The sequence below is a fragment of the Desulfobacterales bacterium genome, from assembly GCA_030066985.1.
Taxonomy (GTDB): Bacteria; Desulfobacterota; Desulfobacteria; order Desulfobacterales; family JAHEIW01; genus JAHEIW01.
The window spans coordinates 18,841-43,711 of record JASJAN010000009.1 but is presented as its reverse complement, the minus strand read 5'-3'; the positions used below and the strand labels follow the sequence as shown (position 1 = coordinate 43,711).

Sequence of the window (24,871 nt, the reverse complement as noted above, 5' to 3'; positions counted from 1 at the left end):
TATCGTTAAAAAATTGACCATTTTTTAAAAATATTTTCTAAAATTCACCGAAAAAGCTTGACAAAGCATAAAAACTATATTTATAGAAAAAACTATAATAAATAAAATAAGTGAAAGGAGCGATCATATGGAAGACGTATTAACAGTGTTTAAAGCAAGCCAGCTCTGTAATGTGTCTGCAAAAACCATTATCAACTGGATTGAATCCGGGCATATTAAGGCCTATAAGACCGTCGGCGGACATCGGCGCATCAACCGGTCAGATCTGGAATTTTTCATGAAAAAGCAGGGAATTCCGATTCCGGATCAGGAAGCCGATGGCTTAAAAAGAAAAATTCTGGTGGTCGATGATGATCCGATCATCGTCGAAACCATCGTGCAGGCACTCGAAGAGGACGAATTTGATTATGAAGTGATATCAGCATCCGATGGATTTGAAGCCGGGCTGCAGATCAATCACTTTGCCCCCCATCTGCTGATCCTGGATATCATGATGCCCGATATCAAAGGCTATGAGGTCTGTAAAAAAATTAAGGAAAATCCCGATACGACCAACACTAAAATCATCGTACTGTCCGCTTATCTGGATGAGGATAAGTTTAAAAAGATGAAACAGTACGGCGCGGATGCCTGTTTTTCCAAACCGTTCCCGCTGCCCCAACTCAAAGAAGAGGTGGCCCGCTTGCTCGAGCTGCATTAACCGCACAATAACAAAGGGGACGATCCGCAAAGCCAGCCAAGGAGGCACCATGAAATTAAAGGAAGCTTTGAAAAAAAAGCAATTTGTCGTGACCTCGGAAATTCAGGCGCCCATCGACCAGGAACCGGAAGATCTGGTCCGCAGCCTATCCAAAGTGCGCGGGCGGGTAGATGGTGTTTCACTGTCTGAAGTCGAATTTGAAGGGGTGGTCGGGGACACCATTAATACCTGCCAGCTGTTGGATCAAAATCAATTTGAGCCGATTTATCAAACCACCACCCGAGATAAAAACCGCATTCAATTGCAAAAAGATCTGGTTGACGCCCACGAAGCCGGGATCGATAACCTCCTGGTATTTACCGAGGATTATCGCATTACCGGCGACAGTTTGCAGGAAATGATGTTTTTCCATGTCGACGCCGGTAAATTGCAATCGGTACTGGAACACATCAAAAAGGGACAAACCGTTGAAGGCGATACCCTCAAATCCAAAGCTGATTTTCTGGTGGGATCAGGCGTGGAGTCGTCCTGGGGCAAAAATGTGCCCGATCTGGAAATGAAGGAAATGGAGGAGCTGACCAAAATGGGCACCGGATATTTCCTGACCACGCCTGTTTTTGATGTCGATCAATTTGCCAAGTTTTTGCGCCGGGTCGATACCTTTAACGTGCCGGTCATTGCCGAGGTCATGATCCTGCGCACCGCCGGCATGGGACGCTTTCTCAACCGGCATTTAAAATCCGGCCTGGTGCCGGAATGGATGATCCAGAAATTGGCCCAGGCACCGGACAAGCTCAAAGCCAGCACTGAAATTTTTGCTGATATTGTCACCGGCCTCAAAGATTTGTGCCAGGGCGTTCATATCATTACCATCGGCGGTGAAGAAAAGCTAAAAAATTATCTGGATGCAGCAAAATTAAAATAGGTTTATCCGTTTCCCGGTTGCCCGTTGTGCCCGTTATCGGCAATTGCATTTTTGATTGCCGGTTAACCGGCAAACGGGTTAATCCGCCGCAGGCGGACCAACCCACTAACAAAAGGAGTCAGCCGCTTGGACAACATCGTCTTAACCATCGACAATAAAAAGATTAGCTGTCCCCCCGGGACTTCTATTTTACAAGCTGCGACCCAAAAAGGCATTAAGATACCCCACCTCTGTTTTCATCCGGATCTGAAACCCTTTGGCGCCTGTCGGCTCTGTCTGGTGGAGGATCAAGAAAGTGGTCGCCTGATGGCTTCGTGTGTTACCCCCGTTGCAGCGGATATGAAACTTTTGTCCGATACACCGCGCATCCTGAGCCATCGCCGCAATATCGTCCGCTTGATGATTGCCGAACATCCGGAATCCTGCATAGTTTGCAGCAAGGGCAACCGCTGTCAACTACGATGGGTCGCCTCGCAGATGGGTATTGGCGAAACGGATCTGTATGCCATGCCCAACTACAAGCCTCTGGAGCAGGCCAATCCGTTTATTACCCGTGATTTGAGCAAATGTATTTTGTGCGGAAAATGCATCCGGGCAGATCATGAACTGGTGGTGGTCGGTGCCATTGATTATAATTTGAGAGGTTTTACATCTCGACCGGCAACGGTTCATGAACAGGGGCTTGAGCGCTCAAATTGCACCTTTTGCGGCACCTGCGTTTCCATGTGCCCCACCGGTGCACTGTCGGCCAAAAACAACCAATACGTCGGTAGCCCGACGCAGGAGTCGTTTTCAATTTGCAGTTTTTGCGGCGTGGGTTGCAGCCTGGCCATGGGGCAAACCGCCAACAAAGTCATCGACGTTAATCCGGCGCATTTGCCCGATAGTGTCAACAAGGCCACCCTATGTGTGCGCGGCCATTTTGCCCATGATTTTTTAAATTCGCGACGGCGCCTCATCGCTCCGATGATGCCCAAAAAAGGAGAAGATGATACCACCCAATTGGCCCCGGTTTCATGGGATGAAGCCCTGGATCAGGTGGCCAAACGGTTGCACCAAATAAAGGATGAAAGCGGACCGCAAAGCATTGCTTTCATGGGCTCTTCAAAGTGCAGTAATGAAGAAAATTATCTGTTTCAAAAAATAGCTCGGGTGCTGGTCGGCACCAACAATGTCGACAACGGCGGGTATGTTTCCGGGCAATTTTTAGCAAACATCGTAGATCAAAAAACCGGCGGTGGATGTCGCCCGACACCTTTCAGCGATTTGGAAAAAGCAGATGCCATCGTGGTCCTTGGGGCCGACCCCAACCACTCTCTTCCAGTGGTCAGCTACCATCTGAAGCGCACGGCTAAAAACGGCGTTCCGCTGATTGTGGTCGACCCGCGCAAAACCGAACTGGTTAGCTTTTCATCCTTATGGCTTCCCATCACACCCGGCACCGATCTGGAATTGATCAATGCCCTGGCCGCTTTGCTGCATGAAACCAATGACTACGATTCTGAGTTTATTGACCGCTACGCTGAAGGATTCAGTCTTTTTACCTATGCGTTGTCTTCGCTGGATATGAATAAAGTTTGCCGCTTGACTGGACTTAAGATGCAACAATTAAATGCCATGGCCGAATTGATTAAAGAAAAACGCATCGCATTTGTCATCGGTCATGGCATTTTGCAGCAACGTTATGGCACGCACGCCCTGGGCGCGATTCTCAATCTGTCATTGATGACCGGGAGTCTGGGCACACAGGGTGCCGGACTGTATCTGTTGGCCAGAGAGAGCAATCAGAACGGCGCCATGGATATGGGCACAGTGCCGGACCTGCTGCCCGGAAGATTGCCGATCGTTGAAAATGGCAACCGAAAAGCATGGGAAAAGAATTGGGATGTCAAGATTTCCCCGGATCCGGGCCTGAATATGGCGCGGATTATCGAGGCGGCTGAAAACGGCCAGCTCAAAGCCCTGTATATCATGGGTGAAAATCCGCTGCGGTCTCTACCACAGCCGCAACGTGTGAAAGCAGCGCTGAAAAAGTTAGAGCTCCTCGTTGTGCAGGATATTCTGGACAGTGAAATCGTCAAACTGGCAGATGTAGTTTTGCCCGCTGCCGCTACCAGCGAAAAGAACGGTTCCTTTACCAATTTGGAAGGCCGCATCCAAAATTTTTCAGCCGTGGTGCCTCCGCCCGGCAAGGCCAAGGCCGACTGGGAAATCCTGGATATGCTGGCGTCCCGTTTGGGAGCCCCTGAGGCGTATGGCACCCTCGAAAAAATCCGTGATGAGATCCGCCGTCTGGTACCTGCTTATGCCGAATTAAATGCTGGCGACACCGCCTGGGTGAAACCCGCCAGCCCAATGGCAGTTTTTGGGAACGCCGACACTTCCGAGAAGGTATCTTTTTCACCAGTGGTCTCAACAGCGGATGAACCCGCTGATGGGACTTATCCATTTACGGCCATATTGGGCTCTTTGCGCTATCACCTGGGCAGCGGCACCCGAACGAGCACCTCTGAGCGCATTCAAGATTTTGACCATGTCGGAAATGTGGCCCTTAACAGTTCGGATGCAGATCAACTGAAACTAAAAGATGGGGATACCGTAAAAATTGAGACCCAATGGGGTGAAATCCAACGCAAAATTGATTGCAGCAATCGCATCGAAACCGGCCAGCTTTTTGTTCCGCTGGCGGTCAATGCCAACGATGCCATGAATCTGATTGACTTAAGCGATCTGGCCGAACCGAATGCGGGCGGATGGAAAACATGCGCCGCTAAAATCACAAAGGCATAAGGCGTAAGGCCCAAGGCGCAAGGCATACGGCGCACGTCATGCAGAAGTTCAACCTTGAACCTTGAACCTGACTGTTACGAGCAACTCAACAAATAAATTGCTTAAAAATCAATTTAACTTACAACAGACAGATGGGGCACCCGTATGAAACCACCTGAGATCAATTGGGACCGGATTAACGAAATTATCGAAAAGCATAAAGGCGATAAATGGGGGCTTATTCCTCTGCTTCAGGAAGTGCAGGAACATACCGGATATATACCGCCTGAATCGATAGAGCCGATTGCCGAAGCCATGAATATGTACCCGTCTGAAGTCCAGGGTGTTATTACGTTTTATGCCGGATTTGCTTTGGAGCCCAAAGGAAAATATGTCCTCAGAGTATGCCGCGGCACCGCCTGTCACGTCAAAGGCAGCCGCAGCGTTTTGCGCCTGATGCAAAAAGAGCTGGATCTGAAAGAGGGTGAAACCAGTTCCGATTATCAATTCACCCTCGAAACGGTGGCCTGCTTGGGCGCCTGTTTTCTGGCGCCGACCATGATGATCAACCGGGATTATTTCGGCAAGCTTTCCCCAATCAAGGTCAGCAGCCTTTTGGGAGAGTATCAAAAAAAATAAAACCAGCCGTTTGCCACGCAAGCATTTGCGGTAGACGGAATATCTGAGCGAAAGGGAGATTCTGCCAAATGGAGAAGCTTTCATCCATCGGAAAGCTGGAGTGGCTCCGCAATAAAATCCAGTCCCGCAAAAAAGAAGGAACCATCGAAGTGCATGTGTGCATGACCGGCTGTCGGGCTTACGGCGCCGCCGGTGTGCTGGGGTCCTTAAAAGATGAAGTCAAAAGCCAAAAGATTTCGGATCGGGTGGAAATCCGTGCCACCGGCTGTCACGGTTTTTGTGCCAAGGCACCGGTGATTGCCATTGAGCCCATGGGGGTTCAATACCAAGAAGTGGAGCCGAATGATGCCGCCGAAATCGTCGCTCAGACTTTGAAACGCAGCCAGCTCATCGACCGCCTGGCCTATCACGAACCCAAGACGCATCAACCGGTCTATTACCGCAACCAGATCCCTTTTTACGCCAAACAGGAACGACGGGTTTTGGCCAACTGCGGCCGCATCGATCCAACCCGAGTCGAAGATTATATTGCCGATGGCGGCTATCAGGCCCTGGTCAAGGCGTTGTCGAAAATGTCGCCCGAACAGGTCGTCGAAGAGGTTCTGACTGCTAAACTCAGAGGCCGAGGCGGAGCGGGGTTTCCCACCGGACTCAAATGGAAATTCGCTCGACAGTCTGAAGGCCGGCCCAAGTATACCGTCTGCAACGCTGATGAGGGCGATCCCGGTGCATTCATGGATCGCGCCATTTTGGAAGGCGACCCGCATGCGGTGGTGGAAGGGATGCTCATCGGTGCCTATGCCATGGGCAGTGAATACGGCTACATCTATGTGCGCGAAGAGTATCCGATCGCCATCGATCATCTTAACATCGCCATCGACCAGGCCAATGAATTGGGGCTTTTGGGCGAAAACATTTTGGGCACCGGATTTAATTTTGATCTCTCTCTGCGCTTGGGTGCCGGGGCGTTCGTCTGCGGTGAAGAAACGGCCCTGATGGCCTCGATCGAAGGCAAACGCGGCATGCCCCGGGCCAGACCGCCTTTTCCGGCGCAGGCAGGTATTGATGCCAAACCGACGAATATCAACAATGTTGAAACCTGGGCCAACGTCCCGTTAATCATTAAAAACGGAGCGGATTGGTACGGCCAGGTGGGCACCGAAGAGAGCAAAGGCACCAAAATCTTCTCTCTGGCGGGCAAGGTCAACAACACCGGACTGGTGGAGGTGCCAATCGGATCCACCGTCAAAGACGTCATTTATGACATTGGCGGCGGCATACCAAAAGGTCGCGCGTTTAAGGCCGTTCAAATGGGCGGGCCGGCCGGCGGCTGTGTGCCACCTCAATTTTTAAGCCTTGAAATTGATTACGATACGGTCCAGCGCATCGGGGCCATCATGGGGTCGGGCGGTATGGTGGTCATGGATGAAAATAACTGCATGGTTGAAATCGCCCGCTTTTTCCTCAGCTTCACCCAGTCAGAATCCTGTGGTAAATGTGCACCCTGCCGTCTGGGCACCACCCAGCTGCTGGAAATTCTGACACGCATCACCCAGGGCAAGGGCCGTATGGAAGACATTGATACGATCCGGCAACTGGGAGAGACCTTGACTGAGGCATCCTTGTGCGGTCTGGGACAGGCCTGCTCCAAACCGGCCCTTTCGACCCTCAAATATTTTCTCAAAGAATTTGAAGACCACATCAAAGAACATCGCTGTGCCGGAGCAGTATGCGATTCGATGGTGATTTCCGCCTGTCAGCATGCCTGCCCGGCAGGCATTGATGTGCCCAATTATGTGGCGGCGATTGCTGATGGCGAATATGATAAATCGGTTGAGATCATTCGCGAGCGCAACCCGTTTCCGGCGGTTTGCGGGCGTATCTGTATCCATCCCTGCGAGTTCAAATGCCGGCGCGGAGAACTGGATCAGCCCGTAGCGATTCGGGCCCTTAAACGCGTGGCCTCTGACTGGTATTTCAAAAACATCGGCCCCCAAAGAGAGCCTTTTCCGGTAACCCGCGAGGAAAAAGTGGCCGTCGTCGGAGCGGGGCCGGCCGGCTTAACCTGCGCCTATTTTCTGGCAAAAATGGGATACCAGACCACCGTTTTTGAAGCCCAATCGGTGGCGGGCGGCATGCTGGGCATTGCGGTACCGGAGTTCAGGCTACCGCGCCAAGTGATCGAAGAAGAAATCCAATATATTCAAAACTGCGGTGTTGAAATCCGCTATAACGCACCCATTGATGCCAAACACACCTTTAATGACCTGCTAAATGAGGGCTACAGCGCGGTATTTATTGCCGCCGGAGCCCAGGCCAGCAAGCAAATCGGTATCCCCGGAGAAGAAGAAGGCCTCGAAGGCATTTACTATGGCCTTGATTTTTTAACCCAGGTCCGCATGGGCGAAAAGGTGCCGTTAAGCGGCAAAACGGTGATCATCGGCGGCGGTAATGTGGCCGTCGACGTCGCCCGGACCGCTTTAAGGACCGGCGCACAGGAGGCACAAATATTCTGCCTGGAGCCCCGTGATGAGATGCCGGCCTGGGAGCAAGATGTGGATGAGGCCATCGATGAGGGTATTGTCATCAACCCCGACCTGTCGCCAAGTAAAATCACCCACGAAAAGGGCAAGGTGACGGGCGTTGAGTTCACGCGCTGCATCTGCGTCTTTGACGATGAGGGCTGTTTTAATCCCACCTGTGATCTCGACGACACGCGCTTTGTGGATGCCGACAATGTCATTATCTCCATCGGCCAGGCCGCCGACATGTCGTTTCTTTCTGCCGACAGCCAGCTGGAGCGTGAACTCTGGGGCGCCCTGGTGGTGGACACCAACACACTGGCCACCAATGTGCCAGGTGTTTTTGCTGGTGGGGATTTTACCACTGGTCCGACCTTTGTGATTCGTGCAATTGCATCCGGCCGGCGGGCGGCTATTGCCATCGATAAATATCTGGGCGGTGACAAAAGTCGCGTGTATATCCCGGATGAAAAATCACCGCGGCATACGGGCACCAAACTGGCGCTTGAAAAAGAAGATATGGAGGACAAGCCCCGGGTGGAGGTCGAAGTCGAAAATGCCCAGGAACGGATAAGGGATTTTAGAGAAGTTGAAAAAGGATTTAGCGAAGAGGAGGCTTATCGCGAAGCCATCCGCTGCCTTCGATGCGATCTTGAAAAAGAGGAGAATGCGATATGATTCGATCCATAACGCAAAAAAAACCGGACAAAGAAATTGAACGCCTCTTGAAAGGACTTAACCGGATTTTCATTATTGGGTGCGGAACCTGTGTGACCCTTACCCGCACCGGCGGAGACCCGGAAGTGCGCGCCATGACAGAAGAGTTGTCCACAAAGGGTAAAATGGTTACCGGTCAAACAGTGGTACCGGTTGCTTGTGACAATCTAACCCGTGAGTTTCTGAGTGATTTTGGCGAGCAGATCAATCAGGCCGATGCTCTGCTGATCATGACTTGTGCCTTTGGCGTTCAAAGCATTGCCCGCCAGTTGCACAAGATGGTCATTCCAGCCCTGGATACCCTGTTCATCGGCAAAGAATCGGCGGTGGGATTGTTCGATGAGATCTGCACCCAGTGCGGTACCTGCATCATCGGCGAAACCGGTGGTATTTGCCCGGTGACCAACTGTCACAAGGGTTTAGTCAATGGTCCCTGCGGCGGTACCAATCACGGCAAATGCGAAATCGACGTTAACAAAGACTGTGTCTGGACTTTGATTTACAATCGTCTCAATGAACTGGGACGGCTCGAATCCATGCGAAAATACCAAAAACCGCGTAATCATCTGGGTGAGCCCAAGCCTGGGAAATTTGAGCTTCCAGAAGGATAAATCTGGTTAATGGTTTTTCGTTATTGGTTAACAGAGACAGAAAAAATTTAGCTGTATTTAAATGGATCTTAAATAGAAGGGGAGTTTGAGATGCCAACAAAATTTAAAGAAGCTTTGGATTCCGGTAAATTTGTGGTGACCAGTGAGGTTGCCCCGCCAAAGGGAACCAACCTTGAAAAATTCAAGCACCATATCGAATTGTTAAAAGACAAGGTCGACGCCATGAATGTCACCGATCATCAGAGCTCGGTGATGCGTTATCCGTCTCTGGGTGGCGCGATGCTGGTTCAAGAAATGGGCGGGGAGGTCATATTGCAGATGACCTGCCGGGATCGCAACCGGCTGGCATTACAGGCCGATCTTTTGTTTGCTTCCTCGCGCGGGATTCAAAATGTTCTTTGCCTTACCGGAGATTCGATCATTTTAGGGGATCATAAAGAAGCCAAGAGCGTTTTTGACATGGACTCCAGCCAGTTGTTGAAAACGGTGCGCCTCTTGGAGGCAGGCAAAGACCTTGGCGGCAACGATCTGGATGGCGGGGTTTCATTTTGTGCCGGTGCCATCGTAACACCTGAAGCAAACCCGCTTGAACCGCAACTAATCAAATTTGAAAAAAAGCTGGAGGCCGGCGCTGAGTTTATTCAAACCCAGGCGGTTTATGACCTGGATAAATTCAAAGAATTCATGGATTACGCGCGGCAGTTCAATACCAAGATCCTGGCCGGTGTTATTTTACTGACCTCGGCGCCTATGGCCCGGTTTATGAATAAAAATATCGCCGGGGTTTTTGTGCCGCAGGATCTGATTGATGAAATGGCATCCGCACCCAAAGGCCAGGCGCTGGCCAAAGGGATTGAAATTACCGGCCGCATGATTAAACGCATTCATGATGAAAATATGTGCGACGGCGTGCACATCATGGCCATCGGCAAGGAAGAGAAGGTGCCGGAGATTATGCAGACAGCAGGATTGATATAGTAAATCGTTCTCTAAAATACACCTAATTCATCTAAGCGGGTAAAAAACAATGGGTTGAGCCCGTTGCCCGCTTGTCCGCCTCTGGTGGGTTAGCCCGTTTGCCGGTTAAAAAGCGATTAGGTATGCATCTCAAATAAACGGGCACAATCCGCCTGTGGCGGACACATCCGGCCAACTTAAAAAAGGGTTTTAAAAACTCACCAGGAAATTCCCTACCCCGATTTTCTTTGCACCTTATTTCCATATTTGATATTGAGAGCCAAAATACGGTGAGCGACGGTGCCTTTATGATGCGAAAAATACAGTTCAAACGGGTGTTTGCCAGCGGTCTGTTGATCGGGCTGATGTTAATAGCAGGTTTTTCGATGGGGCTATGCGCGCAGGGGGATTCATCGGAAAATTCGCTCAAAATTGCCCTTTTGCCCATTTTGGATACATTTCCCTTTTACGTGGCTGAGGCGCAAGGTTATTTTGATCGCTACGGTGTTACGGTTACGGCCGTACCGGTGGGCAGCGGGTTGGAAAGAGACCAACTGATGCAGTCCGGTGCCGTGGACGGCATGCTCAACGAAATGGCCTCCACCGCAAGCTTCAATCGTGATCGTATTCAGGTTAAGATTATTTCAGCCGCCCGCAAAGCCTATCCGCACTATCCTCTCTTTCGGATATTGGCAGCTCCCGGCAGCAACATTGCCACCGCGGCCGACCTGAAAGACATCCCCATTGGAATTTCTAAAAACACGATCATCGAGTACGTCACCGATCGTTTGATGGTCGCCGGCGGTCTAATACCGGCGCAAATATCCAAAAAATCTGTTCCGGTGATACCGGAACGCTATCAACTGCTGATACAGGGGCAGCTGAAGGCGGCCACTTTGCCGGATCCGCTGGCTAAAAGCGCTCTTGAAGCCGGTGCCGGTGCTGTCATCGACGATTCGACACACCCGCAGTATAGTGTCAGTGTGTTGACCTTCCATCTGAATGCCGTCGAAAACAAGGCCGGCGCTGTGCGTCAATTTTTAAAGGCCTGGAATCGCGCCGCACAGGATATCAATGCGAACCCGGATTCTTTCCGCAACCTTTTGCTTCAAAAAATCCGGGTTCCCAAAAATATTCAGCAAACCTATCGTATTCCGCCCTTCCCGTTGCGGGAGGTCCCCAGTGCCGCGCAATGGGCAGACGTGATGGACTGGATGGTGTCCAAGGGGCTTTTAAAAACACCTATCCCATATAAGGATTCTGTTACAAGCAAATTTTTGCCCTAAATTTTGCATAAAAACTTTTTACATGAAAATTAATGAGAGATTAAAAATCATAATTACAGATAGCTTGACAAAGAGTTATTTAAAAAAAGTTACAGATACACTACAAATGATAAATATCATTATATCTCATTAATTTTCACCCTGAAGACAACGCGGCGAGCAAGAGGTTCCCATAGGTCCGCCTCAGGCGGATTATTAAGGGCGAAGCATAGTACACTATAGCTTCGCCCTTAAGTGCCTTGCCTATGGAAGCCTCTAACTCGTGTAAAATTAGGCAATATTAATAAAGCCCGATGATTAATATTAAAAATCTAACCTTTGCTTACAGCGGTCAGCCACCAATCTTTCAGGGATATGAACTCGAGATCGATCGCGGGGAAGCACTTTCCATTATCGGCCCTTCAGGTTGCGGCAAAACAACCCTTTTGTATTTACTGGCCGGCTTGCGCCACCCCCAAGCCGGCGATATTGTCATCGATCAAAAACCGATCAACCGCCCGCGACCGCGCAGTGGACTGGTGCTGCAGGATCACGGCTTATTGCCGTGGCAAACGGTCAGAGAAAATGCCCGTCTGGGGCTGACCATCTGGGGATTTTATGGATCTGACGGCCGGCACGCTCCGGTCGATGCAAAGATCAGCCCGCAGGAAGCTGATCGACGCGTAGACGATTGGCTCACAAAACTGGGGATCGAGAACCTGCGTGATCAATACCCGCTAAAGCTGTCCCGCGGCCAGCGTCAGCGAACAGCTATCGCCCGTACCCTGGCCATGCAGCCCGACCTACTGTTAATGGATGAACCCTTTTCAGCCTTAGATGCGCCCACCCGGGAAGACCTGCAACAGTTCATTATCGATCTGCACGCTGTTTCCGACCTAACCTATGTTATCGTAACCCATGATATCGAGGTCGCAGTGGTCATGGGAAAAAAAATCCTGGTGCTGGAAAAAGGCTGTAATCAAAAAGCCCAAATAATCGAGAATACCTGTGCCGGGCTCGCAGCCGGTCGCACACAGGATGAATTTCAGCAAACCTGCGAAGATGTCCGCCAATTACTGGGATCGCTGACATGAACAACCGCTTAAATAGTCGCGCCGTTCTCATCGGCCTGTTGATGTTTTTTGCCATCTGGCAGGTCTTGGCCTGGATAATCCATCGACCCATCCTGCCCTCTCCTTTGCAGGTCTTGCCGATTTTTGTGGGCTCGCTGTTTGGTGAGCTGGGGATTCACTTTTTGGCCAGTAGCGGCCGTGTTCTGGCAGCTATCGCGCTGGCTGTTGTCAGTGCAGTGCCCATCGGATTGGGCCTGGGGCAGATGCCCCAGATCGATCGCATCTTTGCGCCATTGATCGCGATTGTCTACCCCATTCCTAAAATCGTGTTTTTACCGGTCATCTATGTTTTGATGGGCATCACCGATATTTCTAAAATCTTTCTAATCGCTCTGATCATCTTTTTCCAGATACTGGTGGTGGTCAGAGATGAAGCCGCTAACCTGCATCCGGAATTGATCCTGTCAGTGCGCTCACTGGGTGCCGGCCGGCGGGCGCTCTTTCGCTATGTTTACTTTCCGGCCTCTTTGCCAGCGGTGCTGACCGCACTGCGTGTATCCGTTGGAACTGCCGTGGCGGTCCTGTTTATTGCCGAGCAGTCTTTAACCACTTATGGGTTGGGCTATTATATCGTCGTTGAAACCTATCAGGTGCTGCGCTATCCGGAAATGTACGCCGGCATCCTGGCCATGGGACTGCTGGGCCTGATCCTGTATCTGATCATTTATCATCTCGAGCTGAAAGTGAATCGATATCAGGCGGAAGCTCAATAATAAGCACCATATCCATAATGAACACGCCAAAAATCGAAAACCAAACAAAAACTCAGGCTTGGATACTGGCAGCCCGGCCCCGAACACTGCCAGCAGCAGTCGCGCCGGTATTGGTCGGCACTGCTTTGGCCATCGCTGATCAGCAATTTGCGTGGCTGCCAGCCGCAGCGGCCCTGGCGGTAGCTTTGCTGCTGCAAATCGGCGTTAATCTGGCAAACGATTACTTTGATTTTATCAAGGGCATCGATACCCAGGATCGCATCGGCCCGCCCCGGGTAACCCAAAGCGGCATGCTTCCAGCCAAACAGGTGAAAACCGGCATGCTGATGTGCATTATGGCGAGCATCCTCCCGGGTCTCTACCTGGCAAGTGTTGGTGGCTGGCCGGTTATTCTGATCGGATTGTTAAGTTTCGCGGCGGCCTTGGCTTACAGCGGTGGGCCCTATCCGCTGGCGTCCCACGGGCTTGGAGATCTTTTTGTCTTTGTTTTCTTTGGACTGGTGGCGGTATGCGGGACCTATTATGTCCAGGCGTTGCGCCTAACCCCGATGGTCTGGCTGATGGGCGCCATCCAGGGGCTGCTGATCACCGCCATCCTGGTCGTTAACAACCTCAGAGATATTCAAACCGACCGACACAGCGGAAAACGAACCCTGGCGGTCAGAATCGGTGAGCGTGGATCCAGGATTGAATACCTGCTGTTGCTGGCCGCTGCATACGCCATACCCATCATCCTGTGGCTGGGCGGTAGGAGTCCGGTCTGGGTGATCCTGCCGCTTTTTTCCTTGCCTCTGGCCATTTCTTTAACCCGCCGCATCTGGAACAGCACCGGGGGTCCTGAACTCAATCAAGCGCTGGCCAGCACGGCCAAACTGGCGCTGGTCTATAGCTTGCTGCTGTCCATTGGCATCATCCTCTAATTGGAAGCTATCTTAAAAATGCATCTAACCCGCCAGAGGCGGACAGGCGCCCAATGGTCCGCCAATCTTCGTGGCGGATTAAAAACCGATTCAAAATGTTCGAATACTAGTCCGCCGGAGGCGGACTCCACTTTTGAATCGGTTTTCGCCTTGCTTTGTTGAACACCTTAATGATTTAGAATCAGACGTGAAATCCCGCATTCATGCGGGAAGCGTGATCTACTATTTTTAAGATAGCCTCTACATATATTGAGCCTGCTGGCCGGTAAAAAATTAGAATCAAGCTTTTTTCGGATTTTAACATGCTTCATCCGTCGGTGGCGGGCTTAACCGGCAAACCTGAATGAAATGGATGCTAGTAATCCCAGGGGGGACCGTCAACCATCGACGGTTGTGGAGGACGAAGGGTATTGAGAATGTCTGGATCTTCATCAATTTGATTCAAAAAAAATGTATCTTCGCGCGAGATAAATTCTTCATCCAGATGTTGGCCCCAAAGAAGCAGCCCCCCTTTTAGGACGGTTCCGTTTTGATACTGCAGCGTTAACAGTTCCTGATCCTTTTGGGAAAAGATCAGGGTGGTGCCGCGGTGAGATGCGGCGCGGATAATCAGCGGTTTTGGGCCCAAATGACGCCATGACAATGCCAGATCCTTAAAAAATGATTTTCCGACACGGAAGACACCATGGCGCTCTGCCCAGGGTTTTGGCAATGAAAAGCGCAGGGGTATCTTGTCTCCGGCAGGTCCCACAATTTGCGGCCGGTTCTCCAGCGGATATCCTTCCGGCACCAGGATGATCAATCCGGACGGCGGACCAAAATATTTATCCGAAAGGGTTCTGAGCGGGATCCGTCTGCCTTTGATTTTACCCTCGTCAATCAAGCGATTGATCTGCATAATCGTTAGGTTGGCAAATACATAACTGCCCGGGTCGGTATGCGGATGCCAGCCATCCCAGGTCAGCTCATTTCTGGCGAAAAAAGTTTGCCGGCTGCCTTCATCGTAAAATACGCTGTGGGGAAATTTGACCAGGGCTGTAAACAGCCGATTGGCGGGAAATATATGAACATTGGGATATTTGGCCACCAGTTTTCGCAGGTGACGGTTGAGTTGCGCGTATTCCTCATAGCACAGTTTCTTGGGTCTGGGCTTGCTGTTTTCGAGGCGGTATTCTTTCGGTGGTTTGCCCCGGGTGCAGTCGATGAGATTTTCAAAAAATAGATCACCTAACAAAACGATGGGTCTGTAATTTTCTTTTTTGACATAAGCTTCATTGCCACCTGCGGAGCAATCATAAAGATCACTTTCACAGTCCAGTGCCAGACCGGCCACCAGATCATCGAGCACTTTTGTTTTGTCGTCGGTATATTCCAGAACTTTCATGTCGTGGTAAGTGACATCCATCGCCATTACCAACCGCGGGCGTCTGTGCCTATAATAATATTTAGCTGCTCTTTGGTAGGAAGCTGGAAAGTACCAGGGGAATACATGCCCGTCACTGCCCAGGCAAAGCTGATCGGCCACAACCTCAGAAGCTGAGCGCGCCATGAGTCCATGGGACACTGAGGCCCCAAGCCCCATAACAGGGCCCATTTCTGACAACTCCCGTGCCAAAGCAGGATCGGTCTCACAGTAGGTCGGCAATGGATCACCCCGGGCAACAGTTGCCGCAATCAAAAAAATCAGGCCAAAAACAGAATACAGATATTTTATGATGGCAAACCTCGTGTCGTTGAAATTGCCTTTTCGGGGCTGAAGGGTTGTCTTCTATCACAAATCCAGGCCGGTGGCCAAAGGAAAATGGTACGTCGCCTCTGTTCGATAGCGTTAGCGCAGCTTAAGCATCGAGTTCACCGCGCCGTATGCGGAGGCGATTGCCACTCCGGCACCACATTTCAAACGCTTCCAATCGTTGTGTGCCAGAATAGAACCGACCGCAAACAGATTATTAAAGGCCGGGCGCCCTGAATCATCCAGAGGACGAAAGTTGCGATCAACTTTCAGACCGGCCTGATTGATGAGGTGCCCCCGGGGATCGAGAAGGTCTCGACGATGCCAGTCGGCCCGGCTGGTTGGCTGGTAGACCGGTAAATTAAAAATGGATTCACGGATGTACGTTCGATTGGCGTGTAACCCCCCACCAATGAATCGGCCAGTGGCCAAAATGATACCGTTTGAGCGCACGGTACGCTCGACCGCATCGCGACCGATTTGGATTTGAAAATGACCATTGGTCGTGGGGTGCACATGCAGCGCCCGGGTCAACGAAAAATATTGGACCTCTTTCAAACGCAGCCCCTTTTCGAAAGCTTGGTTTAGGCGTATACCGGGGACCGAAGGCGGCATGGTCGGAATTTCAAAAATCGGAACACCAACTAAGGCCTCAAGATCGGACCTGATCTCAGCGGTACGATGCAGCCCCAAAATGGCTGGCAGCCCCAGAGCCTTTGATTTTTTGAGCAGCGGGCTTACCACGGCGGCCAGCTTTTCACGATTTTCAGGCAGCAGCAGGGCATTGGCCATACGTTCCGCATAGACCTCATTTAAATGCGCCATGCCCGGAAAGGAGATCCGCGCTGAGCGCAAATCAGGCCAGTCGGTCTTCAGGACGGTGGTAATCTGGCGGGCGCTGAAGCCCTTGAGGCCGCGAATATCGATGATTAAACAGGCCTGCTTTTTCTGCAGGGCCTTAACCCCGTTCCACATGGTGTGCGGCACTGCGTATGTCTGTTTCACAGTTCCCAGAGCCGTCAGAACACTGCTGTTATGTTTGAGGTGCCGTTGATAGACAAGACCGGCTGCTTTCAAATGGTCTAAAATTTCATCAAAGGCGGCTTTGATATCCTCTTTTTTTAAGCGCGCGTAAGGGTGGTCGGGCATATTCCTGATCAGTTTCTTTATAGCCGCCCAGGGATCGCGCCATAGTCGCTTCTCACCGGCCGGGTAAACCGCCAGCAGATCCAGCAAACCGCTCGCAAAAATGGTTTCCGCCGTATGCCCCATGTGGACCACCTGCAGGTCTCTGGCAGCCGCAAAATGGGCGGCCGCCATTCCGGCCAGCCCGCTGCCGATTACGCATAGGTCACATTCTATCGTTTTTGCATCAGTCATCCAAAGCTGTGCCTTTTAAGAAGGTCTAAAGTTACGATCAATGGCTACTGGTCGCTGGCTGCTGGCTGCTGGCTCTTTTTTTATGAAGCGGCGGTAGTGCCTATTATTTGATTAATTCCGCACCTATTAAAAAGCCGAGGACGAGGACGAGTAGGAGGACGAGTAGGATAAAGGGTATAAATTTTTGTCCTCGTCGTCGTCCTCGACCTCGTCCTCGATAAAACAAGCCATGCGCTACACGTAAAGCAGAATCTTCAACTTTGTAGCTTCGCTACAATTCGAGCCCAAACAACCCGCAATGCAAGGCTTCCATCAGTTCGGACTGCACCAGCTGTTTGTCCCAGAGCGTCGGATACTGCCCATGCCAGCGTTTGTTGAGAAATGCTCTAAGGTCGGCTAAATGCATACCCGACTTCAGCTGCCCCTGATCAGATAAATAAGCGGTCACGCGCACGCCGCAAAATGTGCCCTGACAGGCGCCTTTCCCGACTCGGCTGCGCAAAGCGATGGCCGTCAGGTCCGGTTCACCATTTTGCCTGCGAATGGATCCCACGATGGAATCCACCGCACTGGCGGGCACCATTTCACATTCACACAGCAAAAGATCTTGCGGGTCGTGCTTTTTCATCCATAATTTGGGGGCCAGCCCGGGTTGGGTCCACCTGGCGGGCAAGGTTTCCGGAAGGGGATCGGTTTTTGTCAGGCAGGGTCGGGTAACGCCCAGCCGGCTGCAGACCAGATCGGCTGTTTTTTCGGCCATCAGTCGATAAGTGGTCAATTTGCCTCCGGAAATCGTAACAAAATTATTCAGACCGTCTGCTCCATGATCGATGAGCGCAAATCCGCGACTGATGTCGCGATCATCGCCGGCCGACGCTGCCCCCACCAGTGGCCTGACGCCTGAGTAGGCGCGAATATATCGGACCGATTCCAGAGCCGGAATCATCTTAATCGCCTCACCCACCATTGCATCCACCTCTTCTATGGTAGGATAGACCTGATTCAGGTTGTCGATACGAATTGAAGTGGTCCCCAGAATAGACACCGTGCCGCCCGGCACCAGGATGTCTGCATTGGCAGACGCACGCAGACGATTGATCACCCGATCGGTTATTCTACTATGGGTAATCAGCAGGCTGCCTTTAGAACAGACCATGTCAATCTTCACACCGGCCAGGGCGGCAATTTCAGCGGCCCAGGCACCGGTGGCGTTGACTACCTGCTCTGCTATGACAACCAGCTTCTCACCGGTAACCGTGTCCTGCAAACGCGTCGCCTGAATGGTATTCTTCTTTTTCTGAAACCCGATAACTTTGGTAAATCGAAGCAAGGTGCAGCCCAGCTTCTGTGCATGGGCGATATTTTCCAACGAAAGTTTAAAGGGATCAATCGAGGCATCTTTAACCGCATAAGCTGCAATGAGTTTGTCGGTCAGAACCGGCTCCAGTTCGCGCACCTCCGTAACGTCCAATTCTTTTACAAAAATATCACTCTGGGCACACAGCTGCGGAAAATCCGCTACGTAATTCTCATCATCACCTTCCACGGCCACAAACAGTCCCCCAGTGTCTTCAATACAATGGGGCGCCATCTTTTTTAACAGCGCACCTTCTGCGCGGCATTCCCTGGCGCTGCCCTGATCAGATGAAACATAGCGCGCCCCACTGTGCAACAGGCCGTGATTGGCCCCGGAAGTTCCCGAATTGATATCATTTTGCTCGACCAGAATCGAATCAACACCACGCAGTGCCAGATCGCGGGCAAGTCCGGTGCCGGTCGCCCCCCCGCCGATTATTAAGACTTGCGTTTCAATTTTTCTCACTGTTGAATCACTCCGAATCTGCTTTACGCTCAAACAGAATCCTATTCATTTCCCGAATGAGATCTTCTTCCTTGCCAATCGCAATCATGGTGGCTGCCGCCAGCCGATGGCAGGCATCCGAAAATCCGCCCAGCCGATCGGTGGCTTCGGGCAGAAAAGTGTTCAGCGCCATGGCAGTGCCTTTTTTGATTTTTTCTTCCAGAGGCGCTGGTGCCCGCATGGAAATATTGACGGCCTGCAAGGGCAGATGACCATAGCGCGGAATCTCGTTGGGAATCAATTGAAATCCGGCGATGTATTTATCCGGGTCAAAAAAAGCGGCATTTTTATGGGTCTCACAAAACGCACCGATCATTTTACAGCCCATGGGCGCAAAACGATCCTGCACATGAAACCATTGGATATGCGATGTCTGCTGTAACGCACCCTGCTCTAACCGCAAAATTTCAGCCTCAAATGCCTTTTGATGTATCTGTTTGAATCGCGCCAGCATTTGATCCGCGATTGCGGTTTTTCCGTCAAGACAAACCCGAATGCCCATATCAGGTCCCTCATCAAGATAACCGGCTGCGCCCAGTATGTCCAGGTCGCGGGCCAGCGTCTCCAGCAAAGTGTCTTGATTTGAAGATTTCAGAAAATATTCCTCGCCGGCTTCATGTGTTTTTATTTTCAGCTTTTCCTGACGAACAGCTTCCAGAGCCGCTTTTCGATTCTCGCTTACCAGACGTCCATCAACATAAAAACCGTCACCCACTGCCCCGATGGCAGCAATATGCGCCAGGTCGACATTCGCCGGATCCAGTGTGCGGGCGAACAAATAACAGGTGGTTGACGCGCTGATATCACGATCGCCTTTTAAACCGAACAAATCCGGATCGAGATTATGAACTTGCGGATCGGTGGCAGGATGTGCCACATGATGATCGAGTATCAGGGTTAAATTGCGGCCTTTATTTAGATCGGAAATCAGGGGTGCGATACGACCGGCCAGATCGGTGAACACATATAACGCGCCTTTGCTTTCAAAGGCCTTTTCCAACAGCTGGGGATAGGGTTTTTCCAGGCATAGGCGCTGAATTTCAAATCCCTGGCGTTTAAAAGCCCGGGTCAGGATGGCGCCCGAACTGAGCCCATCGGCGTCATTATGGTGGAAAATATGAGCTTTTCTGGCAGGCCATTTCTGCACGGCATCGATGGCAACAGCCATGGCCTTGATGAGTGGTTGTGTCATAAAGTTAGGATGGCCTCTGTTAGTCCCCGATTCTTTTTCCGTTCTCCTTATCGAACAAATGTAATCTTTGCGGGGAAACACTCAAAAACAGGGAGCTGCCCTTTTTGTAATCATGTATATCCGGCAGGCGAAGGGTAAAAAGAGAGCTGCCTTTCCTCGATTTGCCATGCACCAGGGTATCGGCACCGAGGGTTTCCAGATGGTCCACCTGCATCTTGATGGTGCCGTCGCCCTCCTTTGCTATGCTGAAATGCTCGGGTCGGATACCCACGACGACCGCCTTGTCGCAATAATCAGGCTCTAAATGCGGAAAAATGGTTAAACAATCGGAGCCGGAAAGTTCAAGAGACTGCCCGTCGCGGCTGGTGCGCCCCTCAAAAAAATTCATGGCGGGTGAACCGATAAAGCCGCCCACAAAAAGGGTGGCCGGTCTTTCATATACCTCCAGCGGAGACCCAATTTGCTCTACATAGCCATTTTCCATGATAATTAAGCGATCCCCTAATGTCATGGCTTCGACCTGGTCATGGGTCACATATACACTGGTGATGCCCAGTGTTTCATGCAGGTTTCTCAGCTCCAGGCGCATCTGAACGCGCAGCTTGGCATCCAGGTTGCTCAACGGTTCATCAAACAAAAAGACCTTGGGCTCGCGCACGATGCAACGGCCCATTGCCACGCGCTGGCGCTGTCCCCCGGATAACTGGCGGGGTTTGCGATCCAGAAATTCTGTCAATTCTAGTATCTTGGCCGCCCGTTGAACCCGCTCTTCAATTTCCGCTTTGGGCATCCGCCGAATTTTGAGACCGTAGGCCATATTTTTGAAAACCGTCATGTGCGGATAAAGGGCATAATTTTGAAAAACCATGGCAATGTCGCGATCGGCGGGCTCGAGCTGGTTCACCACCTTACCGTTAATGGCAATATCACCCTTGGTAATCACTTCCAGCCCGGCAATCATGCGCAATACGGTGGACTTGCCACAGCCGGAAGGGCCTAAGATGACGATAAACTCACCATCATGAATATCACAGGAGATGCCGTGAATAACTTCATTCTGGCCAAAGGATTTATAAATATCTTTCAGACTGACATCCGCCATACACTTTCTCCTATTTTTCGGTTTCAGTCATACCGCGCACAAACTGTTTCTGCATAAAAATCACTACCAGCACCGGCGGGATCATGGCCAGCATGGTGGAAGCCATGATGATATGCCAATCGGCCTGGCCCTCACCGACATCGAGCATTCTTTTGATGCCAATCAGAAGCGTATAGTAACTCTCATCTCCGGTGACCAGTAGCGGCCACAGGTATTGATTCCAGCCGTAGATGAACAAAATAACAAACAACGCCGCAATAGATGTCCGCGACATGGGTAACAAAATATCAAAGAAAAACCGCATGGGTCCGCCGCCGTCAATACGGTGGGCCTCGCACAACTCATCGGGCACCGTCATGAAAAACTGGCGAAACAGGAAGGTGGCGGTGGCCGATGCGATGAGCGGAAAAATCAGACCGGAATACGAGTCCAGCATCTTCAAATCCGCCACCACCTTATGGGTGGGCAAAATGCGAACCTCCACCGGCAGCATTAAGGTGATAAAAATCATCCAGAAAAAAAACATGCGGAAGCGGAATCTGAAATAGACGATGGCAAAGGCGGACAGCAGGGATATAGATATTTTACCGATGGCAATCCCAAGTGCCATGATCAGGCTGTTGAGCATCATGGTGCCCACGGTAGCGCCGACTTCACCACTGCCGACGGTCAGGGCCTGGTGATAGTTTTCGATCAGGTGGCGACCGGGCAAAAATGGGAAGAATGAAGTGATCGTTTCCAGGCTGTGAGTGGAGGCCACAAAGGTCGTGTAGATCGGAAAGGCAATTATGAGACAGCCCAGGAGCAACAGTGCATGGGTCAAAAATGTAAGCCAGGGTCGATGCTCGACCATTGTTTACTCCTTTAATAATGAACTTTTCTTTCGATATAGCGAAACTGGATCACCGTCAGGGCAATCACAATGAACATCAAGATGACCGACTGAGCGGCTGAACCGCCCAAATCCAAACTTTCGAAGCTGTCGTGATAAATTTTAAAGACCATAATATTGGTGGCTTCATTGGGGCCGCCTTCGGTAATGGCGTGAATAACCCCAAAGGTATCGCAAAAGGCATATACCAAATTCATGACCAGCAAAAAGAAAAACGTCGGTGAAAGCAGCGGAAAGGCAATCGTCCAAAAGCGTTTGGCCGGAGACGCCCCGTCAATGGCGGCAGCCTCGATAAATGACTTGGGAATCGCCTGCAATCCGGCCAGAAAAAAAAGAAAATTGTAGGATATCTGACGCCAGGCGGCAGCGATGATCACCAGAACCATTGCCTGACCGCCGTTTAAGGTAAAATTCCAGTCAATCCCGATGGCCCTTAAAAAGAAGGAAATCATGCCGACGGTGGGATTAAACAGAAAGTACCACAAGACCGCCGCCGCCACCGGTGCGACCGCATAGGGCCAGATGATAAATGTTTTGTAAGCAGTGGCCGCACGAATGGCACGATCGGCCATGGCCGCTAAGAACAGGGCTGTCGACATGGCGATGACCGCCACCGAAAAACTAAAAACCATAGTGACCTTAATCGAGTTCAAATAAATAGGATCGGTGAAGATATACATAAAATTTTCTAAGCCCACAAAAACCGTTTTAAGCCCAAAAGGGTCTTCCCGTTGAACCGATTGATAAAGGGCCATGAACGCGGGCCAGATGAAAAAAACCAGCGTTATGATGATTTGCGGCGCAACCAGAATATACGGCAAGACTCTGTTTTTAAAGATGACGCGTTTTTCCATGAAAACCGATGTCCTCTGTAAAAATGGGGCAGGACCCATTTTGCGGTAAAATGGGCCCTGCTTGATGGTTTGGGTTTAGAACTGTGTCTTTGGATGCATGACGCTCACAGTTCTAAGTTCTGCTATTTGTAGGCTTTTTCGAATTGGCGTAATAGCTTATTACCTTTTCCCACCGCGTCGTTCAGGCCCTGCTCAGCGGTTTGCTTTTCGGCAAAAATAGCCTCGAGGGTGTCATACATAATGGCACGCATCTGCACAAAATTGCCGAAACGCAGCCCTTTCGAGTTTTCGGTTGGATTGTTCAGCGTCATCTGTATCAAAGCGGTTTCAGTGCCGGGATTCTTTTCGTAAAACCCCTGTTTCTTGGTCAGGTCATATGCCGCCAAAGTAATTGGCAGGTAGCCGGTGAATTGATGCCAATCCGCCTGAACTTCCGCTTTGGAAATATAATTAAAGAATGAGGCCACACCTTTGTATTCCTCGGCAGAGTGTCCCTGCATGACCCATAGGCTGGCGCCGCCGATGATGGTGTTCTGGGGTGCGCCGGCATCCGGCCAATAAGGCAGCATGCTGGTGCGGAAGGGGAATTTGCAGGTCTTTTTAAATCCGGCGTATCCGGCCGACGACTCCGTATACATGGCGACCTGTCCGGAAGAAAACAGGGCATTGCCTTTATTGCGCCTTCCGCCGTACACAAAGACTTTTTCTTTCTGCCAGTCGGCCAGCTTTTGAATATGTTTGGCATGCAGCGGGCTGTTGAAAACGAACTTTGTATCCATGCCACCAAAGCCGTTGGCTTTGGTCCCGATGGGCACATTATGCCAGGCGCTGAAGTTCTCGACATGGATCCAGGAGATCCAGGCGGTCGAGAACCCACCCGGATAGCCAGCGGCTACCAGTTTTCTTGAGTATTCGGCAACCTCGGGCCAGGTTTTGGGTGGTTTGTCCGGATTCAGACCGGCTTTTTTAAAGGCTTCCAGATTGTAATAAAGAACAGGCGTCGAGCTGTTAAAAGGCATAGACAGCATTTTGCCGTCCGGAGCGGTGTAATAACCGGTCACGGTCGACAGATAGACCTTGGGGTCAAATGGCAGCCCCGATTCCGCCATGACTTCATATACCGGTTTTATGGCACCTTTAGCAGCCATCATGCTCGCTGTACCAACTTCAAATACCTGTAAGATGTGCGGCGGGTTTTTGGAACGGAAGGCGGCAATTCCGGCATTCATAGTGTCGGTATAGTTCCCTTTATAAGTTGCCACCACCTTATACTGACTCTGGCTGGCATTATAATTGGCCACGATTTCCTGGACCTTTTCCCCCAGCCGGCCACCGTGTGCGAACCACCAGTTGATCGTGATCGGTTCTGCCAGAACAGTCGCCGGAAACACCACCAACGTTATCATGGCGCCGATAAAAATCAATTTGCGCAAATTAAGCATATAGTCCTCCTTTCCGAAATGAAAGTTAACGAAGTAGTTGACGATGATGACGGATTAAAATCCTTCCCCCACAGAAGGAAAACAAGTAACGCTTAAAAAACCAGAAAAAAGGAAAGCCCTAATAAACTTGACAATCTTGAATCTCATCCATTGGCTGCGCTAAAGTGACTTGCTTTTTGGCAAACATTCGAAATTCAATTGGATCGCTCGAAAGAAAGCGCGATCGTCATCTAAATCAACATTTATCGGGTTGTGCAGGAAAGTGAGAGTGAATGTCCTGTATGTCTTAGCGATATTACAGTAATTTATAATAAACAGATAATGCAACGCGTAGTCAAGAAAATCCTTTATAGTGGTTGTTAAAAACACGTTTCGATTTGCAAACGTTTTTTTCTACAACCACTTATACCGCAATTCCGTCATTTAGAAAATTATTATGGAAAGCGGTGTAAATAATCGTTTGCCGACCTGATTGAATCTATAGTATGGGTATGAGCGACATCCGAAGAGTGGCCGATCATGTAATCTGCTCAGATAACAGAGAA

Annotated in this window: 19 protein-coding genes; 11 read left to right on the top strand and 8 right to left on the bottom strand. The window is 50.7% G+C overall.

The genetic code is table 11. The annotated features are described in order from the left end of the window. Positions 1-127 precede the first annotated feature (127 nt). From QNJ26_06690 to QNJ26_06640, 11 genes are all read left to right on the top strand, one after another. On the top strand, positions 128-700 hold the full coding sequence (locus tag QNJ26_06690) for a response regulator (GenBank protein MDJ0985213.1): 573 nt from the start codon (positions 128-130) through the stop codon (positions 698-700). A 49-nt stretch (positions 701-749) separates the two neighbouring features. Further along, the gene (locus QNJ26_06685) at positions 750-1,625 is read left to right on the top strand and encodes a methylenetetrahydrofolate reductase (protein MDJ0985212.1); all 876 of its coding nucleotides are present in this window, start codon (positions 750-752) and stop codon (positions 1,623-1,625) included. Positions 1,626-1,751: 126 nt separating this feature from the next. Beyond that, the gene (locus QNJ26_06680) at positions 1,752-4,415 is read left to right on the top strand and encodes a molybdopterin-dependent oxidoreductase (protein MDJ0985211.1); all 2,664 of its coding nucleotides are present in this window, start codon (positions 1,752-1,754) and stop codon (positions 4,413-4,415) included. Between the two features lie 144 nt (positions 4,416-4,559). Next, entirely contained in the window at positions 4,560-5,033 is a 474-nt protein-coding gene (nuoE, locus tag QNJ26_06675) for an NADH-quinone oxidoreductase subunit NuoE (protein ID MDJ0985210.1), read from the top strand. A gap of 68 nt (positions 5,034-5,101) precedes the next feature. Beyond that, the gene (locus QNJ26_06670) at positions 5,102-8,233 is read left to right on the top strand and encodes an FAD-dependent oxidoreductase (protein MDJ0985209.1); all 3,132 of its coding nucleotides are present in this window, start codon (positions 5,102-5,104) and stop codon (positions 8,231-8,233) included. Beyond that, a complete protein-coding gene (locus tag QNJ26_06665; protein MDJ0985208.1) occupies positions 8,230-8,883 on the top strand; it encodes a methylenetetrahydrofolate reductase C-terminal domain-containing protein in 654 nt (217 codons plus the stop codon). Before QNJ26_06670 ends, QNJ26_06665 begins: the two co-directional genes overlap by 4 nt. Positions 8,884-8,973: 90 nt before the next feature. Next, positions 8,974-9,861, top strand: coding sequence for a methylenetetrahydrofolate reductase (locus QNJ26_06660; GenBank protein ID MDJ0985207.1), 888 nt, complete (start codon positions 8,974-8,976; stop codon positions 9,859-9,861). Between the two features lie 287 nt (positions 9,862-10,148). Further along, complete coding sequence (locus tag QNJ26_06655) at positions 10,149-11,126, top strand: ABC transporter substrate-binding protein (GenBank protein ID MDJ0985206.1); 978 nt, start codon at positions 10,149-10,151, stop codon at positions 11,124-11,126. Positions 11,127-11,419: 293 nt separating this feature from the next. Next, positions 11,420-12,199 (top strand): ABC transporter ATP-binding protein, encoded by a 780-nt coding sequence (locus QNJ26_06650; protein ID MDJ0985205.1) that lies wholly within the window; start codon positions 11,420-11,422, stop codon positions 12,197-12,199. Beyond that, entirely contained in the window at positions 12,196-12,951 is a 756-nt protein-coding gene (locus QNJ26_06645; protein MDJ0985204.1) for an ABC transporter permease, read from the top strand. The genes QNJ26_06650 and QNJ26_06645 overlap by 4 nt, the downstream gene beginning before the upstream one ends. Positions 12,952-12,968: 17 nt before the next feature. Continuing rightward, positions 12,969-13,871: a 1,4-dihydroxy-2-naphthoate polyprenyltransferase gene (locus QNJ26_06640; GenBank protein ID MDJ0985203.1), complete on the top strand. Its 903-nt coding sequence runs from the start codon at positions 12,969-12,971 to the stop codon at positions 13,869-13,871. 355 nt (positions 13,872-14,226) lie between these two features. Here the strand turns inward: QNJ26_06640 and QNJ26_06635 are convergent, their stop codons facing one another. The 8 genes from QNJ26_06635 to ugpB form a co-directional block, all read right to left on the bottom strand. Beyond that, entirely contained in the window at positions 14,227-15,465 is a 1,239-nt protein-coding gene (locus QNJ26_06635; GenBank protein ID MDJ0985202.1) for a hypothetical protein, read from the bottom strand. Between the two features lie 234 nt (positions 15,466-15,699). Next, positions 15,700-16,983: a glycerol-3-phosphate dehydrogenase subunit GlpB gene (gene glpB, locus QNJ26_06630; GenBank protein MDJ0985201.1), complete on the bottom strand. Its 1,284-nt coding sequence runs from the start codon at positions 16,981-16,983 to the stop codon at positions 15,700-15,702. Positions 16,984-17,254: 271 nt separating this feature from the next. Then, positions 17,255-18,805, bottom strand: coding sequence for an anaerobic glycerol-3-phosphate dehydrogenase subunit GlpA (glpA, locus tag QNJ26_06625; GenBank protein ID MDJ0985200.1), 1,551 nt, complete (start codon positions 18,803-18,805; stop codon positions 17,255-17,257). A 7-nt stretch (positions 18,806-18,812) separates the two neighbouring features. Continuing rightward, complete coding sequence (locus QNJ26_06620) at positions 18,813-20,036, bottom strand: hypothetical protein (GenBank protein MDJ0985199.1); 1,224 nt, start codon at positions 20,034-20,036, stop codon at positions 18,813-18,815. Between the two features lie 19 nt (positions 20,037-20,055). After that, positions 20,056-21,138, bottom strand: coding sequence for a sn-glycerol-3-phosphate import ATP-binding protein UgpC (locus QNJ26_06615; protein MDJ0985198.1), 1,083 nt, complete (start codon positions 21,136-21,138; stop codon positions 20,056-20,058). A gap of 10 nt (positions 21,139-21,148) precedes the next feature. Beyond that, a complete protein-coding gene (ugpE, locus tag QNJ26_06610) occupies positions 21,149-21,991 on the bottom strand; it encodes a sn-glycerol-3-phosphate ABC transporter permease UgpE (protein MDJ0985197.1) in 843 nt (280 codons plus the stop codon). Positions 21,992-22,002: 11 nt separating this feature from the next. After that, positions 22,003-22,884, bottom strand: coding sequence for a sn-glycerol-3-phosphate ABC transporter permease UgpA (gene ugpA, locus QNJ26_06605; GenBank protein ID MDJ0985196.1), 882 nt, complete (start codon positions 22,882-22,884; stop codon positions 22,003-22,005). A gap of 122 nt (positions 22,885-23,006) precedes the next feature. Next, a complete protein-coding gene (ugpB, locus tag QNJ26_06600) occupies positions 23,007-24,326 on the bottom strand; it encodes a sn-glycerol-3-phosphate ABC transporter substrate-binding protein UgpB (GenBank protein ID MDJ0985195.1) in 1,320 nt (439 codons plus the stop codon). Positions 24,327-24,871 lie beyond the last annotated feature (545 nt).